This window comes from Paenochrobactrum sp. BZR 201-1 (assembly GCF_044987585.2).
Taxonomy (GTDB): Bacteria; Pseudomonadota; Alphaproteobacteria; order Rhizobiales; family Rhizobiaceae; genus Paenochrobactrum; species Paenochrobactrum pullorum.
The window spans coordinates 106,902-124,524 of sequence record NZ_JBJDRZ020000007.1 but is presented as its reverse complement, the minus strand read 5'-3'; the positions used below and the strand labels follow the sequence as shown (position 1 = coordinate 124,524).

At 47.9% G+C, this 17,623-nt stretch carries 14 protein-coding genes; 5 read left to right on the top strand and 9 right to left on the bottom strand.

Annotated features, from left to right (window positions below):
* Window positions 1–8: 8 nt before the first annotated feature.
* Genes ACI0FR_RS06745 through ACI0FR_RS06735 form a run of 3 tightly spaced genes read left to right on the top strand, consistent with a single transcriptional unit; the run spans window position 9 to window position 3,112 of the window.
* Entirely contained in the window at window positions 9–836 is an 828-nt protein-coding gene (locus ACI0FR_RS06745; protein ID WP_374830776.1) for an ABC transporter ATP-binding protein, read from the top strand.
* Window positions 836–1,576 carry an ABC transporter ATP-binding protein gene (locus ACI0FR_RS06740; RefSeq protein ID WP_404905966.1) on the top strand — a complete coding sequence of 247 codons (741 nt, stop codon included), beginning with the start codon at window positions 836–838 and terminating at the stop codon, window positions 1,574–1,576. Before ACI0FR_RS06745 ends, ACI0FR_RS06740 begins: the two co-directional genes overlap by 1 nt.
* A gap of 12 nt (window positions 1,577–1,588) precedes the next feature.
* A complete protein-coding gene (locus ACI0FR_RS06735) occupies window positions 1,589–3,112 on the top strand; it encodes a serine hydrolase domain-containing protein (RefSeq protein ID WP_404905967.1) in 1,524 nt (507 codons plus the stop codon).
* A 78-nt stretch (window positions 3,113–3,190) separates the two neighbouring features.
* On the opposite strand, the gene ACI0FR_RS06730 is transcribed toward ACI0FR_RS06735, so the two are convergent.
* From ACI0FR_RS06730 to ACI0FR_RS06720, 3 genes are all read right to left on the bottom strand, one after another.
* Window positions 3,191–4,258 (bottom strand): DUF475 domain-containing protein, encoded by a 1,068-nt coding sequence (locus ACI0FR_RS06730; protein WP_404905968.1) that lies wholly within the window; start codon window positions 4,256–4,258, stop codon window positions 3,191–3,193.
* 257 nt (window positions 4,259–4,515) lie between these two features.
* Window positions 4,516–5,319 (bottom strand): bestrophin-like domain, encoded by an 804-nt coding sequence (locus ACI0FR_RS06725; protein ID WP_374830768.1) that lies wholly within the window; start codon window positions 5,317–5,319, stop codon window positions 4,516–4,518.
* Between the two features lie 97 nt (window positions 5,320–5,416).
* The gene (locus ACI0FR_RS06720) at window positions 5,417–8,902 is read right to left on the bottom strand and encodes a YhdP family protein (RefSeq protein ID WP_404905969.1); all 3,486 of its coding nucleotides are present in this window, start codon (window positions 8,900–8,902) and stop codon (window positions 5,417–5,419) included.
* A 241-nt stretch (window positions 8,903–9,143) separates the two neighbouring features.
* On the opposite strand from ACI0FR_RS06720, the gene ACI0FR_RS06715 reads away from it, so the two are divergent.
* The gene (locus tag ACI0FR_RS06715; protein ID WP_374830766.1) at window positions 9,144–9,611 is read left to right on the top strand and encodes a peroxiredoxin; all 468 of its coding nucleotides are present in this window, start codon (window positions 9,144–9,146) and stop codon (window positions 9,609–9,611) included.
* A gap of 32 nt (window positions 9,612–9,643) precedes the next feature.
* Window positions 9,644–9,898, top strand: coding sequence for a hypothetical protein (locus ACI0FR_RS06710; RefSeq protein WP_374830764.1), 255 nt, complete (start codon window positions 9,644–9,646; stop codon window positions 9,896–9,898).
* Window positions 9,899–9,957: 59 nt separating this feature from the next.
* Here ACI0FR_RS06710 and alaS read toward each other — a convergent pair whose 3' ends face one another.
* The 6 genes from alaS to ACI0FR_RS06680 all read right to left on the bottom strand — a co-directional run bounded on the left by alaS (window position 9,958) and on the right by ACI0FR_RS06680 (window position 17,607).
* Window positions 9,958–12,621 (bottom strand): alanine--tRNA ligase, encoded by a 2,664-nt coding sequence (gene alaS / locus ACI0FR_RS06705; protein WP_374830762.1) that lies wholly within the window; start codon window positions 12,619–12,621, stop codon window positions 9,958–9,960.
* A 315-nt stretch (window positions 12,622–12,936) separates the two neighbouring features.
* Window positions 12,937–13,065 carry a hypothetical protein gene (locus ACI0FR_RS06700; protein WP_374830760.1) on the bottom strand — a complete coding sequence of 43 codons (129 nt, stop codon included), beginning with the start codon at window positions 13,063–13,065 and terminating at the stop codon, window positions 12,937–12,939.
* Between the two features lie 202 nt (window positions 13,066–13,267).
* Window positions 13,268–14,353 (bottom strand): recombinase RecA, encoded by a 1,086-nt coding sequence (gene recA / locus ACI0FR_RS06695; protein ID WP_374830758.1) that lies wholly within the window; start codon window positions 14,351–14,353, stop codon window positions 13,268–13,270.
* A 309-nt stretch (window positions 14,354–14,662) separates the two neighbouring features.
* On the bottom strand, window positions 14,663–15,328 hold the full coding sequence (locus tag ACI0FR_RS06690) for an OmpA family protein (protein WP_374830756.1): 666 nt from the start codon (window positions 15,326–15,328) through the stop codon (window positions 14,663–14,665).
* Window positions 15,329–15,456: 128 nt separating this feature from the next.
* Window positions 15,457–16,041 (bottom strand): transglycosylase SLT domain-containing protein, encoded by a 585-nt coding sequence (locus tag ACI0FR_RS06685; protein ID WP_374830754.1) that lies wholly within the window; start codon window positions 16,039–16,041, stop codon window positions 15,457–15,459.
* Between the two features lie 249 nt (window positions 16,042–16,290).
* Complete coding sequence (locus ACI0FR_RS06680; RefSeq protein WP_404905971.1) at window positions 16,291–17,607, bottom strand: replication-associated recombination protein A; 1,317 nt, start codon at window positions 17,605–17,607, stop codon at window positions 16,291–16,293.
* Window positions 17,608–17,623: the final 16 nt, after the last annotated feature.

Genomic DNA, 17,623 nt, shown 5'->3' with positions numbered 1-17,623 from the left:
ACGGGACAATGCTGGTTGATATCCAAAATTTACGTATCGCCTTCGAAACGCGCACCAGCCGTTTCGAAGCTGTCCGTGGCCTTAATCTGAAGCTCGGCAAAGAAAAGCTCGGCATTGTGGGGGAATCCGGTTCCGGTAAGTCCCTCACCGCTCGCGCATTGATGAAGCTTCTGCCACCGATTGCACAGGTTCAGGCCGACAAGCTTGAATTCTTCGGAACAGATATTCTGTCAGCCACCGAGGCTGATATGCGAAAAATCCGTGGCAAACGCGCAGGCTTCATTCTTCAGGATCCTAAATACTCCCTGAACCCTGTTAAAACCATCGGTTCACAAGTTGCAGAATCCTGGCGTACCCATAAAGGTGGCTCGGCCAAACAGGCCAGAGAAGCAGCGGTTGACTTGCTTGATCAGGTTATGATCCGCAATCCGGGCGATGTGGCCAAGCTTTATCCGCATGAGGTTTCCGGCGGTATGGGACAGCGCGTCATGATCGCCATGATGCTTGCACCAGATCCGGAAGTTCTGATCGCGGACGAACCGACCTCGGCACTCGATGCCACTGTTCAGGCTGAAATCCTGCGTCTTATTGACGATCTCGTCTCCAAGCGCGGCATGGGTCTCATTTTGATCAGTCACGATCTGCCATTGGTCTCTCATTTCTGCGACCGCGTCATGGTGATGTATTCCGGTCAGGTGATGGAAGAAATTAAAGCTTCCGAACTGACCCGTGCCACGCATCCCTACACCAAAGGCTTGCTCAACTGCATTCCTTCACTGACGCATCCAAAAGAACGTCTGCCTATCCTAACCCGCGATTCAGATTGGTTGAAATAATGATTTCTGTTGATCAGTTACGGATCAGTTTTGGCGAACGTGAAATCGTCAAAGGTGTATCCTTTGATGTCGCTAAAGGCGACAGTTTTGGTATTGTCGGCGAAAGTGGTTCCGGAAAATCAACGATTTTGCGCGCTATGGCCGGTTTGAACGAAAAGTGGTCAGGCCGCATTTCGTTCAACGGCAAAGATGCACCATTAAAGCGCCCGCCGGAATTTTTCCGTCATGTGCAGATGGTATTTCAGGATCCGTTCGGCTCCTTACATCCGCGTCAGACCATTGACCGTATTTTGAGCGAACTGTTGCTGGTCCACGGCATCGACAATATCGAGAAACGCATTGCGCAGGCTCTTGATGATGTTGCACTGCCGCAGGCAGCGCGCTTCCGCTTTCCGCACCAGTTGTCTGGTGGTCAGCGTCAGCGTGTAGCGATTGCCCGTGCGCTTATTGCTGAACCTGAAGTGCTGTTGCTTGATGAACCAACCTCAGCACTCGACGTTTCTGTACAGGCTGAAATTCTCAACCTGTTATCGGATCTGCGCGCTGCCAAGAACCTTACCTATGTGCTTGTGAGCCATAATCTGGCTGTGATCACCCACCTGTGCCCGCGTCTGGGCGTTATGCAATTAGGTGAGATGGTTGAACAGCTCAGCGCGGAAGATCTGCGTGCAGGCAATACCAAGCATCCGCATACCACTGAACTGCGTCAGCTGAGTGTAAGTCTGGAAGAACCGGCCTGATCGGAGCTATCAATGTCTTTGGAACTAAACTGGGGCAAAGCCTCCGAACTTGCAAAAAACTTTGCCGATGCCTGGTCTTTAGAAGAACAGGGCCAAGTACCGGGTGGAGCAATTGTCTGCTTTGATGCAAACGGCGTTCAGTTTGCCCATGCTGGCGGTTTGGAAAGCTTGAGCACCCGAACGCCTTTCAGTGCGGATACAGTTGTTCGTTATGCTTCTGTTACCAAGCATGTTTTCTGTGCCATGGTTTTGCAGCACAGCGACATCATCAGCCTTGATGATCGCTTGGGGCAGCACTTGCCGGAATTGCAGGCACCGTTAAGCGATGTGACAGTTGGTCAGGCGCTCGATATGACCGCCGGCCTGCCTGACACCCGCGAATGCCTGACACTGCTTGGCCTCTCCGTTTACACGGAAACAGAAGCCAAACGTTTGATGGAATTTCTTGCCACCTTCACAAGATTGAACTTTGAAGCTGGCACAGAAATTTCCTATTCCAATACAGGCTACCGTCTGGTTGAAACCATTCTGGAGCGTCATGGCTTCCGCTTCAACGATTTCGTTGAGCAAAAAGTGGCGGCAGCACTGGGCACTTTCCTGACCGCCCCTGATGTCTGGAATGACACAGTGCTTGGTCTGGCACCGGGCTACTGGCACAATGGTTCCAAATGGCAGCTAAGCGCTGCCGGTTTGCATATTTCTGCTTCCGGAAGCTTAGCAGGCAGTGCCAAGGCATTGGCCCTTTGGGGTCAAGCATTGGTTTGCAACAGCCACCCCTTTGATGGCGTTTTGGCTCAATTAGGCGCCGACCGTCACATGAAAGATGGTCGTGTCACCGGTTATGGTTTGGGTGTGCGCTGGAATGTCATTGACGGCAAGAGCTTTGTCGGTCACGGCGGTTCCCATCCTGGTTACAAAACCTATCTGCTACTGGATCCGGAAACACAAACCGGTATTGCCGTTGTCGCCAACCGCGAAGACGTCAACACCTACAAGCTTGCCCGCGATGTCATGGCAGTGCTTCATGGTTTGGCACTTCCGCAAGCTTCAAGCACGTTACCGCAAGGTCTGTATGTGACCGAAAAGGGCCCTTACTGGGTTCATGTCGGCGCAGCTTCCATCAACTATCTCGACAGTGAAGATACGCTATACGATGTCGGTAATGGTATTTATTCATCCACTTCGCCGTCCTCCCCTGTCTCGCTGAAGGTAGAAGGCGATAAACTGGTTGGTGAAATCGGTTACGCTGCACGGACACTCTTGCCTGTTACACCTAAGAAGGCCGGCGCAGAGCTGGATGGTCACTGGACTGCCGATCTTTACGGCGCACAGTTTGATATTGTCGATGGTCATGTGGTGATGGGCATTGGCCCGATCCGCAACACCATGCCACTGGAAGATCTGGGCAATGGCCGTTGGCTGTTTACCCTGCATGACGGCCCTTGGACAAAACGTGTCTGCCTGCATCGCTTGGATGAAAATCGTGTTGAACTGGTGTTGAGCCGCAGCCGTATGATGGAATACACACGTAAGTAAACTCAAGTTTACGGTAATGAAAAAGGGCGGAAGAGTTGAACTCTTCCGCCCTTTTTTTATGTCTTGAATTTCGAAATCTTATTCTGGGTTGTTTTTGTTAAAACGAACCGATGCCCAGAACGCCATGCCGATCAGCACTGCACCGCCAAGACCGGTGATCACTTCCGGAATATGCACCAGCGTCTGCGCAAACATAATGACCGACAGGATCAGGATCGCATAGAATGCGCCATGCTCCAGATAGCGATATTCGGCTAATGTGCCCTTCTCGACCAGCATAATGGTCATGGAACGCACATACATCGCACCGATACCCAAACCGATCGCAATCACGAACAGGTTTTGCGACAGCGCAAATGCACCGATCACCCCGTCAAATGAGAAGCTGGCATCCAGCACTTCCAAATAAAGGAATGCTCCCAAACCACCTTTAGCAGCTGCACTCATGGTTTTTTGCGAGGCATCAAGCAAGCCACCCAATACTTCCACCACCAAAAATGAAACAAGCCCATAGATGGCCGAGAAGAAGAAGCTAACCGCTTTATCATCATCAAGCATGCTGGAAAAAATCAGCATCACGATCAAAACAATCGCAACTTCAATGCCCTTGATACTGGCAAGATAACGGAAAGGACGCTCCAAAAATGGTATCCAATGGATATCTTTTTCTTCATCAAAGAAGAACTTCAGCGCCACCATCATCAAAAATGCACCGCCAAATGCTGCAATCGGCAAATGTGCTTCCTGCATGATACGGGCATATTCTTCAGGCTTTGCTGCTGCCAAAATCACGGCTTCAACCGGATTAATTTTCGCTGCAATCACCACAATCAATAGCGGGAAGATAACGCGCATCCCGAAAACTGCAATGATGATACCCCAGGTCAAAAAGCGATGTTGCCAGACCGGGGTCATATCCTTCAACTTGTTGGCATTGACGATAGCATTGTCAAAAGACAATGAGATTTCCAAGACTGCGAGCACCGCACAGATGAAGAACACAGAGGCCATGCCGCCAAGCGTGCCCGTCGACTGCCAGCCAAGCCAAGCACCCAGTGCCAAACCGACGACAGTGACGATAATCGCCCATTTGAAATAGCCCCACGTCGTTGTGGAGGTTGTTGATGAAGAAGCAGTTGGCGTCATTTGCTCTGCTCCTGCATGTTCAAAGATAACTCAAAAAAATAGGGAAAAAAACACGCATCATTACTGACACGCGTACAAGACACGGAAAAATGTAGCATTTTGCTTTATCCGCCGGCTGATTTTGCTGGCGGTACCGACATCACGAGAGCGCCGCTAAACTCTCGCCAGAGGGGCCCGGCACCAGACTATATCCTTTTGATATACTACATGCGAAGCATGCCAAGGACCCCTTATATGTAAGCCTTCTGTCGAAGGCGTCAAGAGAGATGCTTGTTCTTCAGCATTATTTCATATTGCAAATCTTGCGAGACACGTTGTTTTAGTACACTGGCATCAAGTCTTCCTGCACCCGCATAAGGGTGTACATGCAGCGCTAAAATCCACATGCAAACTACCGCTGTAAATGTATAGATCAGCATGGCTTGAACGGCTGCACGCGGCCGATCGGCATGGGTGGCGGCCAAAACGATGGTGGTAATCAGCGTCAGACATAGCACCAGATACCATTTATAATTATTGATGGAATTGTTGCCCATCGCAAGGCGGTCATTGCGGGCATCTTGTAATTCATCAAAATCCTGCACCAATTGCGACACAATCGGATCCGGTACATTGCTTTCTGCCAGATTAAGCAATCCCACACGCATTTCCTGCAATGCGTGCTCCACCTCGACAACCGGCTTAACATTCAAATGATCCGTCCACTCTATTTCTGAAACGGCCACACGATAGGTTTTAACGGCTTTGTTCAGTTCAGCCGAGTTAAGTGCATCTTCCGCCGTCATACCCTCCAATCTTGAAAGGGAAGAGCGTTCTGCAGAAGCCGAGCGCGATGCTTCTGCATTGATCGACCACACATCAGCCGCTGCAAAGCCAAGAGCCAATGCCCATGCAGTTGCAACAGTGCCGAGAAAAGCGGCCACAGGCATGGAGGTTGGATATTTTCGTAATTGATAATTAAAGCATTTCAGAGCCAGCAAACCAATGCTGACTGAAATAAGGCCGCAAATAAAAAAGACCAATAAAATAGTGAATGGCGCCCAGGTAAATATAGATTGCATCAGCCGCTCCCCTTCTGCGCCAGCATGCTCAAGTTGAACTTATATATGCTAATATGTCTGCTGAAAGCTATAAGTTTATTTTAACAAATGAAGCAGCTTAAAATTCGAAAATGGTGCGGAAAATACCCGGTGCAATTGCGGAAATCGGATTAACGGTCACTTTGGGAGACTTGGCTGAGCCGGATAATTTATAAGTAATACCAATCAAGCCGCGGTCCCGGCCATTGCCCAATAATGCCCCAAAAAGCGGAATATCGGCAAACATCCGGTTAAGACCATAGGCAGGCATGAAAGTACCGGTCATGTTCATATTGCCGGCAGGATCATAGAGTGTGCCTTGAAAGGTTGTACCAACAACCGGCCCGCGTATAACGCCTTTTGACAAGTTTGCATAACCTTCGCCCTTTTCAATCAGAGCATAGCCGCGCTCAATATCAACACGTGACACGTCAATATCGCGCTTAACTGCTTGATTGAGACTGGCACCGCCCGGTGTCGGGGAACTCGAAACAATGGATGACAAGCGTCCCTCGCCGAGGATGGCAAAGTTGCGGGCATCAATTTGCCCATGAAGCGGATTTTTGCCTTGTGCGGCAAGACCCACGCTAATCGTGCCACCATGAACTTTGTCGTAAAAATCAAAGAAACGCAGCATAGCACCAGCATCGGATGATTTAAGCGAAACAGAACGGGCATCATTTTGCGTATTGCTGGTGGCAACGAATTCTTTACCTGATTCAGTCGAAGCATTAACCGAAAAGCTGGAAATCTTCTTGGCCATGCTTTCATAAGAAATCGCAAAATTCATCAATTTCTCATTATAAAAACCGTTCAATTTGTCAATTTGGCCATTCAAAACAATACGGCTTTTTCCCAATGAATCACTTTTGGAAGAAGATTCTGTATCTCCTTGACTTAATTGCTTAATCAAGGCACGGGCATCAAAGCTTGAACCCCGCAAATCAACACCGTAACCATCTTTGATGCGGCGTAGTTTCAAAGATAAATTATCGCTGCTGGTCAGCTGGATCTTTTTAAAATCTGCGGATGCAAGACCTGATTTATCAATGTTGATATCACCGGCTATTTGGAAACCATCACCACTGACAATCAGATCCTTAATCGCCATATCAGCGGCATTTTCGTCCGGTTTACTGTAGATCAGCTCGGCTTTGGCGGCGATGCCTGCACCCTTTTTCCATCCCAACCACGGCAGATTAATTTCGGTATTTTTAAGATCGATACCAATCGCACGCTGTTTGTTCTTAACCAAACCGAGCTTGACCACCATCGGCCCTGAAAACACTGTATTAATATCCGGAAACAGGGCAGCGCGCGCTTTATCATCGATTGTCAATTCAACAAGCTGTTGTTTCAACACCGTTTTATCTTCAACAGGTTCAACCATTGAGATTTTGGCAGGCATATTATTCAGTAAAGCATTAGCGCTGATATGGGCTGCTTTCGGATCAACTTTGATTTTGCCATCGGCACGGGTGATGATCTGCCCGTCAATCGGCTTGTTGATTTCCACCCCATTAAAATCAATATCCGCATTCCATGTATAAGTGCCCGCCGGTGCATCTTTATTGACCGCAAAAGAGACCTTAACCTGCGATGTAACATCGCCTTTGATATCAGCCGGTTTAAAAGGCAGATGCCTTGAAATATTGATCGGGCGCTTGCCCAGAATTTCAGCCACAGCATCTGCATTGCCTTGTAGTCTTATATCCAGATCGGCCATGACAGGGCGCTGGCGTCCCCAAGGGATAAAGAGCGTGCCATGACTGACATCAAGTTGTCTGTTTTCCGGTGTGAAAGACGTTCCCTTATCGAGATTGATAGTCGTATGTGCACCACGCACTTCAATATGGCCACCAGCCTCACGCAATGGCGGCAAATCACCAATCACATCAAGGCGTGTATTTTGAATATCGAAATCAACCTGAACTTCTTCACCGGTTAATTCCGGCAACTGATCCTGCCCGTTGAAATGACCGGGCGGAATAGCGACATCAATACGTCCATTACTGAGCTGGCCACCAAAGAGGTTTTTTAACACCCATTCACGAGCCCCGTCGGCAACATCAACCGGCCATAATTGTTTGGCCTGTGCGACCGGCATTTCCGGCACCCGTAACAAGAATATAATTCCTGGCGAACCTTGGCCAAAGCTCAAGCTTCCCTGCCCGTAAAGTGATCCATCCGAAGTTTTGACGTCGAGATTGTTAAATTCAAGCCGATTTTCCTGGATATCAAAGCGTCCTGCAACACGACCTGCGAAAGACAATGGCGCTTCGCTTGATTGCTCAGGCGCACTCACAGCCTCACTTGTTACGATTTCAAAACGATAACCGTTATTATTGTGGTTTTTTGCATTAGCATTGTCCGCAGTTTCATGCAGCGCACCATTATTATCTTCAGGGCCAAAAGCACCATTAAACTTTAACTTTACCCCGCCCAATTGCAGATTCGAAGACAATATTTCAACTTTCTTGGTATCATGCAGTAATTCCAGATTAAATTCGGCCTGCCCCAAAATATCGTTGATACGTCCGACTTCCAGATCAATATCTGAAAATTTAATTGCGGCATTCAGTTTCTGCGGTTGCTCATCATTTGTCGTCTGACCGCTTAATGTCACACTTGCATTGGAAGAAAGGGAAAAATGCGCCGGATTGACACGATTTTCAGTACCAACCAATGCCTTTACCTGTGGCGGCGACCCTAAATGGACAGGAATACCATCGAGCTTAAGCGAAAATTTCTGAAACATGCCATTTGGGCGGTTAATCTGACCATCTAAAATGAGTGGTTTACCATGCCAATCAAAGGCGCCTTTCAACAAAATAGCATCATTGTGTTCTTCAATTGAAGCTTCTGAAATGGCAAAGGTTTCCTCACCTTTTGCAGCCGGATATTTCATAATCATATCTGAAATCCGGATCGCCTGTGTCTGGCGTTGTGAAAGTAAAGATAAGGCTTCATTAACGCCATCAAAAACAAGCGTTGAAGCCGCATCGAAATCAACTCGGCCTTGACTGTCATAAGGCAAATTTTGCAGAAAATTATTATTCTTTCCGCTGTCACTCAGACTGATTTCAACCCCGGAGACTTCCGCACTCTTCACTTCAATTCTACCAAGCAATAACGCTAAAGGCGAAAGCCCCAGTTTAAACGAATTGATATGCCTGATATCAAGCCCTCTTTGAGCATCAATAAGCGCTACATCAGTGGCTTCAATAGCTAAATTATTGGTCTGATCGAGTGAAATACGTGCCTTACCGACCGATATTTGACTATCATCACTTAAAAATTGAGCGATATTTTTTTGCGCTTCTGCGCGTAGAAATTCACTGTCAAAACCACTGCGTAAAACAAAGAATGTCGTTAGGATTATTATTGCCGCCAAAAGTGGAAGAGAAAGAAAGCAATATAACAGATATTTTGAGCCGGAACGTTTTGGAGTGAAGTCTTTTACAGTCGGATGAGCGCAAATATCCTCACCTTCAGCCAAAAGACTGCGCTCTATTCTTTCCAGCTCTTTTTTGGAAAACCGAACTTTGCTAATCTTCTGTCTCAATATCCTGACGCCACTATGCTTGTTTGTTACTGCAAGCCAAAACTTGTATGTCGAATCTCGTGCAACATCACTATGAACAACCGGTAACGATTCGTAACTGATAAATCAGTATAATTAACAGAGTGCTGCCGGAAACAATCAAAAGCAACCAAGCCACGCCTTGCACTCTTGCGGTCAATAATGGCATGATTTTTAAAAGCCTCTGAATGAACTGCGAATCCGACACTTGAAAGGCATTAATATGGCACAGCCCCAAATTGGTGATATTGCACCGGATTTTACCCTACCGGAGGATTTAAACGGCAATCTGACCTTATCTTCGCTACGCGGACAAAAAGTTGTTTTGTTTTTTTATCCCAAAGATGACACAAGCGGCTGCACCAAAGAATCGATTGCCTTTAGTGAATTGAAGGTAGAGTTTGAAAAGGCTGATACGGTCATTGTCGGTATTTCACCCGACACCGTGGCAAAGCACCAAAAATTTCGCATCAAACATAACCTCACCACTCTTCTAGTGGCAGATGAAGAACGAACTGCCTTGGAAGCCTATGGTGTCTGGGTAGAGAAAAGCATGTATGGTCGTAAATATATGGGTGTTGAACGCACCACTTTCCTGATCGACCGTGAAGGTAAAATTGCCCGGATATGGAATAAGGTCAAAGTGGCAGGCCATGCCGAAGCCGTGCTTGCAAAAACACAGGCTCTATAAATTTACGCACTTCAAGAGCAGAAGGTTAAAACGTGCAGATTTTCCTGAAAAAATGCTTTATCAGAGCTTTAGCCTTTACGCTTTTAAGTCTGATAAGTTTAAGTGCAGGTTCTGCCGAAACCGCCAAGCCAATTCCTGATTTTATTGATGCTCCAACAGCACAACAAACACTGCCACCATTAACACAAACAAAACCGCCAGCTGTTGTAAACCCGATCCTGCACCAATCTCTGGTCGTTAGTGCAATTGATCCGATTATAACGGGGCCGGTACCGGTTAAAAAATAATCTTTAAAATCATTCATTAAAAAGGCCGGAAATTCCGGCCTTTTTAATCTTGTCTACTTTTAGATTGAAGCAAGTGCACCTTTAACAGCCGCAATGGCATTCGTGGCCTGCGAACCATCCGGCCCACCAGCCTGCGCCATATCAGGGCGACCGCCACCACCAGCACCACCAAGGGCTGCTGATGCCACACGCACCAGATCGACCGCACTGAAGCGCGATACCAAATCCTCAGTCACACCCACAACGGCACTTGCCTTGTTGCTTTCATCAATACCAATGAAAAGCACAATACCGGAGCCAAGCTGCTTTTTGCCATCATCGGCTAATGGCTTCAGATCACGCGGGGCAACGCCGCTCACAATCTTGCCCATGAAATTAACGCCATTAACAACTTCATGTGTCGCAGCACCATCTGCACTGTCACCGATAAGTGCCAGTTTTTTGCGCGCCTCGGTCAGTTCTTTTTCAAGCTTGCGACGCTCGTCAATCAAATTGTTGACACGTTCAAGCGCTTCAGAAGGTGTGGTTTTCAATGCAGAAGCAATCGCTTTGATACGGTCATCCTGCTCCTCAAGATAAAGGCGGGCAGCCTCACCGGTCAGCGCTTCCATGCGACGAACACCAGCTGCAACCGCACTTTCTGCAACAATGCGTACCAAGCCGATATCACCGGTCTGGTGAACATGTGTACCGCCGCAAAGTTCAAGCGAGTAAGTTTTGCCAGCTTTATCACCTTTGGTGGCAGTTCCCATCGAAACCACACGCACTTCATCACCGTATTTTTCACCGAAAAGCGCCATGGCACCTGCTTCGATAGCGTCATCAACTGCCATCAAACGGGTATTAACCGGCGCATTTTGCAAGATGATTTCATTGGCAATATTTTCAATCTCGCGCAATTCATCATCACTGATCGGTTTCGGATGGGAGAAGTCAAAACGCAAGCGTTCCGGCGCGACAAGCGAACCTTTCTGCGCCACATGAGTGCCAAGCGTTTCACGCAATGCTTCATGCAGCAAATGCGTTGCCGAATGGTTGGAGCGCATACGTGAGCGACGCTCATGGTCAACCACGAGTTCAACCGCATCACCGGTTTGCAATTTGCCTTCACGGATAATGGCCTGATGAACGAAAACACCGTCAGCTTTTTTCACCGTATCGGTTACTTCGATGACAAAACCGTCACCATAAATGAAGCCCGCATCACCTTGCTGACCACCGGATTCCGCATAAAACGGGGTCTGATTGACGATGATGGAAACATTCTCGTCGGTACTTGCTTTATCAATCACCTCACCTTCACGCACCAGTGCGGTGACGACACCTTCGGCTTTCTCGGTGTCATAGCCAAGGAATTCAGTTGCGCCGACTTTATCACGAACCTGAAACCAGACTTTCTCGGTTGCAGCATCACCTGAACCGGACCAGTTGGCACGTGCTTCCGCCTTCTGGCGCTCCATCGCAGCGCTAAACCCGTCCGTATCAACACTGATACCACGCTGACGCAGAGCATCCTGTGTCAGGTCAAGCGGGAAACCATAAGTGTCATAGAGCTTGAATGCGGTTTCGCCATCAAGGCTCTGGCCTTCGCTCATATTTTCGGTTGCATCACTGAGCAAACCAAGGCCGCGTTCCAGCGTTTTGCGGAAACGGGTTTCTTCCAATTTGAGTGTTTCAGAAATCAATGCTTCTGCACGTACCAGTTCCGGATAGGCCTGCCCCATCTCGCGCACCAATGTCGGCAGCAAGCGATACATTAAAGGATCACGCGCACCAAGCAGCTGTGCATGACGCATAGCGCGACGCATGATTCGCCGCAGTACATAACCTCGGCCTTCATTGGAAGGCAATACGCCATCGGCAATCAAGAAACTGGCTGAGCGCAGATGATCGGCAATCACACGGTGACTTGCGCGCTGCCCGCCTTCTGCCTTCACACCCGTTACTTCTTCCGATGCACGGATCAGTGCTTTGAAGATATCAATATCATAATTGTCATGAACACCCTGCAAAATTGCAGCGATACGCTCCAGACCCATACCCGTATCAATCGATGGGCGTGGCAGATCAACACGCTCTTCTTTGGTCACTTGTTCAAACTGCATGAAAACAAGGTTCCAGATCTCGATGAACCGGTCACCGTCTTCATCAGCCGATCCCGGAGGGCCACCCCAGATATGATCGCCGTGATCATAGAAAATTTCAGAACACGGGCCACAAGGACCGGTGTCACCCATCGCCCAGAAATTGTCATTTGTTGCAATGCGGATGATACGATCATCGCTGAGACCAGCAATTTTCTTCCAGTAATTGGCAGCATCATCATCGGTATGATAAACAGTGACCAGCAGCTTGTCTTTTTTCAGACCAAATTCTTTGGTGATCAGGTTCCAAGCATGAGTAATTGCTTCTTCTTTGAAATAATCACCAAACGAAAAATTGCCCAACATTTCAAAAAATGTGTGGTGTCGCGCAGTGTAACCGACATTGTCCAAATCATTATGCTTGCCGCCGGCGCGAACGCATTTCTGCGAGGTGGTCGCGCGGCTGTAAGGACGTGTTTCCAGACCGGTAAACACATTTTTAAACTGCACCATACCCGCATTGGTAAACATCAAGGTTGGATCATTACGCGGAACCAACGGACTGGACGGTACAACTTCATGACCGTTTTTGCGGAAATAATCGAGAAATGTAGATCTTATCTCGTTGACGCCACTCATGCTCCACCTTCGGGTTTTTCACCCTCAATTCAGACGCGATAACCGGCATTATGCTCATGTTGCGTCAAATACATCCGAGACAATTATCAATGTCTCACGTTAGAAATTATATAGGCTATTTCAATCAGGTAAAAAATACCGACCACTGAAACTCTGATGAACTTTAAACACCCATTGGTGCTTATATTCAGCATATTCCAACAAGTATTGCATAAATTGCTTTACTGTCTTCAAGATGCATCTTCAGCTCAAATGATTTGTGCATATGAAAAACACTCATGCACAGCCAAACCAAATGGATAAAACAGCCTAAGGTTAAGTGCTTTTAGCGAGGTCTGACGGCGCTGTCCAGATCAACTCGCGCTCGGAAAGCCTTGCTTTGGCTGCTTGTGGCATTTTCACACATTCATCAATCAGACCAGATAAATGGCACATCGCTGACATTCTCAACACACCATCTGCCAAGACAGAAAAATCCCCCGCCATCAAAGGATGACAGGGGATTTTGTATTTTCACAACCCTGAACGGATATGTGAAAAACCTAGAGCGTGTCGCACTTAATCGTATCCACCGTGCTCGCTCTAGCGTTTTGTTTTTACGCATGTCTTTATCCCAAAACCGGTACCCACTTTTGGGAGACATGCTTTAACTTTCAGCGACTTCCGGACTTTCATCATCGGGCCCGCCACCTTCAAGGAATTTTTCGGCGATCAGACCGGCGTTCTGACGCAATGCCAGTTCAATCTCATTTGCGACTTCCGGATTCTCACGCAAATAGGTCTTGGCGTTTTCACGTCCCTGACCCAAACGCTGTGAATTATAGGAAAACCATGCACCCGCCTTTTCAACAATACCGGCTTTCACACCCAGATCGACCAATTCGCCAACCTTGGAAACACCGGCACCATACATGATATCGAATTCAACCTGCTTGAACGGAGGTGCAAGCTTGTTCTTGACCACTTTCACGCGAGTTTGGTTGCCAACGACTTCATCACGATCCTTGATTGCACCGATACGGCGGATATCAAGGCGGACGGATGCGTAGAATTTCAGCGCATTACCACCGGTTGTTGTTTCAGGAGAACCGAACATCACACCAATCTTCATACGAATCTGGTTGATGAATATAACCATACAATTAGAGCGGGAAATCGAAGCAGTGAGCTTGCGCAGAGCCTGACTCATCAAACGCGCCTGCAAACCCGGCAATGAATCCCCCATATCGCCTTCAATTTCCGCACGCGGTGTCAAAGCAGCTACAGAGTCAATCACCAACACATCAATCGCTCCGGAACGCACCAATGTATCAGTAATTTCCAGCGCTTGCTCACCGGTATCCGGCTGCGAGATCAACAGGTTTTCCAGATCAACGCCAAGCTTGCGGGCGTAGATCGGATCAAGTGCATGTTCCGCATCGACAAATGCGCACACGCCACCTTTTTTCTGAGCTTCTGCAATTGTGTGCAGAGCCAACGTTGTTTTACCGGAGCTTTCAGGTCCGTAAATCTCAACGATACGCCCTTTTGGCAAACCGCCGACGCCGAGCGCAATATCAAGCGACAGCGAACCAGTCGGAACTGTTTCAATTTCCACAACCTGATCGCTTTGACCAAGTCGCATGATCGAGCCTTTACCGAACTGACGTTCGATCTGGGATAGCGCTGCATCCAGAGCTTTTGTCTTGTCCACTGATTTTTCCTCAACGAGTCGCAATGAATTCTGAGACATTTATAACATCCTCTTGTGCTGCTTGTAGCCCACTATTAAGAGAGTTTCTAATTCTTTGTATCTGTTTTGTTCCAAAATTGCAATATCAACAACTCATTGATAACACAATACTTTTAAAATTTGTTCTATAAACGTTCGCTTAAAAACATCATTTCAACAAATTGGGTACTGAAATTATGTTGCAAATGAGAAGCTGATTTTCATGAAATATGATTCGTTAAATCTATAAAAAAGCGTGGCATCCCTTTGAGGTACCACGCTTTAACACATTTCACACAATCTGAATAAGTTCAGATTGATATACTTGGCTTACATACCGGATTTCAACGGAGAAATCTGGATTTCAACGCGACGGTTCTGCGCGCGACCTTCCGGCGTTGCGTTGGAAGCAACCGGTTGCGAAGCACCGTAACCGATCACGGCAAAGCGGCGTGGATCAATACCCTGACTACCGAGATAAGTTGCGACCGAAGCTGCACGACGCTGTGAAAGCTGTTGGTTATAACTAGCGCTACCGGTTGAGTCGGTAAAACCGAGAATATCAACCAAGGTCTGGTTGAACTTGCGCAGGACAATCGCAACGGAGTTCAAGGTTGGGTAGAACTGCCCCTTAACAGCATCCTGATCGGTATCGAAAGTAATGCTTGAAGGCATATTCAGAATAATCTGATCGCCATTACGGGTGACGGAAACACCGGTACCCTGCAACTGAGCGCGCAATTCTGATTCCTGACGATCCATATAATTACCGATCGCACCGCCACCAAGCGCACCAATACCGGCACCAATCAGCACCGCATTACGCTGGGCACGGCTGGAGCCACCAACCATCAAGCCGCCCAATGCACCAACAGCTGCACCGATTGCAGCCCCACCGGCTGTGTTGGAAACCTTTTCCTGCCCTGTATAAGGATCAGTAGTACAGGCGGAAAGGAAAGTAGCCGCAAGGGCAGCAATGGTCAGTTTCTTCAACATAAAAGATTATCCCTAAATGAGCGATTCTGAGCGTATAATAATCCTGAATACGGCACGAACATGCACTTTATACGCATAGTGCCAATTTTCAAACCCTGCTTGTTTCTTAGTCAAAGTTTTTGGATTGTTTAACTCAACCGCCCACAACTTCTAAGCTGTACTTGATAACGCTTCGCCATATCGGCCGTACGCTTCGCACCGTTTTTCGCGACCGCACTCTTACGCCACACGCCACGCGAATAACCGCCATGACCGGAATGATATGCCAGATAAAGATTATAGGCATCATTACGGGCAATACCGTTGGTTTTATAGCTTTGATAATGATACCAGCCGATGAAATGGATCGCGTCATTAAAATTACTGCGCGAAGCACCGCTGCGACCAGTTTCACGACGATAACGATCCCAAGTACCATTTAAAGCTTGTGAAAATCCATAAGCAGTGGACTGGCGCTTCCACGGAATAAATCCAAGCAGCTTCGTTCTTGGCGGACGCGCATATGGTCGGAAACTTGATTCCGTATAGATTGTTGCCATCAAGACCGGGATGGGAACCCCAAACTCACGCGAGGTTTTTTGTGCTGCACCATGCCAATTATTGATCCAACCATCGCGTTGATCAAAAATAGCACAGGCATTATTCACCTGTTTTGGCGCACTAGCACATCCAGCCAGTATCAGAAGCGCTACGAGACACAAAATGCGCATCATTCAACCTTTCCTACATGCCCGTTTCATTTACCTGTTTCGACCGGCATTCCTGATAATCAATCTTTGATATGCAGCAAATTGAAAGACTGACAATGTCCGGAATGCGTTCAAAAAGAGGCATCGTGAAAGATCATGAATGAAGCGTAAATATTAACAGGCTGTTGCCCAGCCTGTTTTTAGCTATACAAATCCAGGACGTGGTAAATATTTGCTCAAAATTCAAGGTTTTGCCGCGTCTTTATAGCTAAGCTATTTCCGGCCGGATCGTTCCTGACGCAAACGCTGCCAATAATCCAGACGCTTGCGTAATTCACGTTCAAAGCCGCGCTCCACCGGCTGATAGAAATTTTGGCGGCCTAATTTCTCAGGAAAATAATCTTGTCCGGAAAAAGCGTCCGGCTGATCATGGTCATAGGCATAACCATCACCATAGCCTTCGCCCTTCATCAGTTTGGTCGGTGCATTGAGAATATGCTTTGGCGGCAAGAGCGAGCCATTGGCTTTGGCAGTTGCCAATGCTGCTTTATAAGCTACATAAACCGCATTGGATTTCGGTGCTGTTGCAAGATAAACACAAGCCTGAGCAAGTGCCAGCTCTCCTTCCGGCGAGCCCAAATAATCATAAGCATCCTTGGCAGCATTACAAATGGCCAAAGCTTGCGGATCAGCCAAACCGATATCTTCTACCGCCATGCGTACCAATCGACGGCCGATATATAGCGGGTCTTCTCCTGCATCAAACATACGGCAAAGATAATATAGTGCTGCATCGGGATCAGAACCACGCACGGATTTATGCAAGGCAGAAATCAGATTATAATGACCGTCCTGCCCTTTATCATAAACAGGGGCACGACGCTGCACAATCTCTTGCAAAGTTTCAGCATCAAAGATTTCATTCGGCTTGGCAGCACGCCAAACCTCTTCGGCCAAGGTTAAAGCTGCGCGACCATCACCATCCGCCATACGGATGAGGCTTTGCCGTGCTTCCTCATCCAGCGGCAATTCGCGTTCTTCCTGCGCTTCCGCACGTTTCAACAGCACGGAAATGCTTGTTTCATCATGCGGTTTGAAAGTCAAAACCCGCGCGCGCGACAATAGCGCCGCATTGAGTTCAAATGACGGGTTTTCCGTTGTTGCACCAATCAAAATAACCGTGCCATCTTCCATCACGGGCAGAAAACTATCCTGCTGCGCACGATTGAAGCGATGAATCTCGTCAACAAACAACAAGGTTTGCCGACCGGACATGCGTCTGGAGCGCGCCATTTCAAAAACACGCTTCAGATCAGCCACACCGGAGAAAATTGCCGAAATCTGTTCAAATGCGAGATCAGTTTCTCCGGCAAGCAAACGAGCAACCGTCGTTTTCCCTGTTCCTGGCGGCCCCCAAAAAATCATTGAACCCAAAGTGCCTGACGCAATCATGCGGCTTAGCACTCCGTCTTCACCGGTCAAATGTTCTTGTCCCGACACTTCCGCCAATGTACGGGGGCGCATCCGGTCGGCCAATGGCCGATTGCGGTCGGCCATTGGGTCAGGGGATGCAGAAAAAAGATCGCTCATTCTTGTCTCACAAATT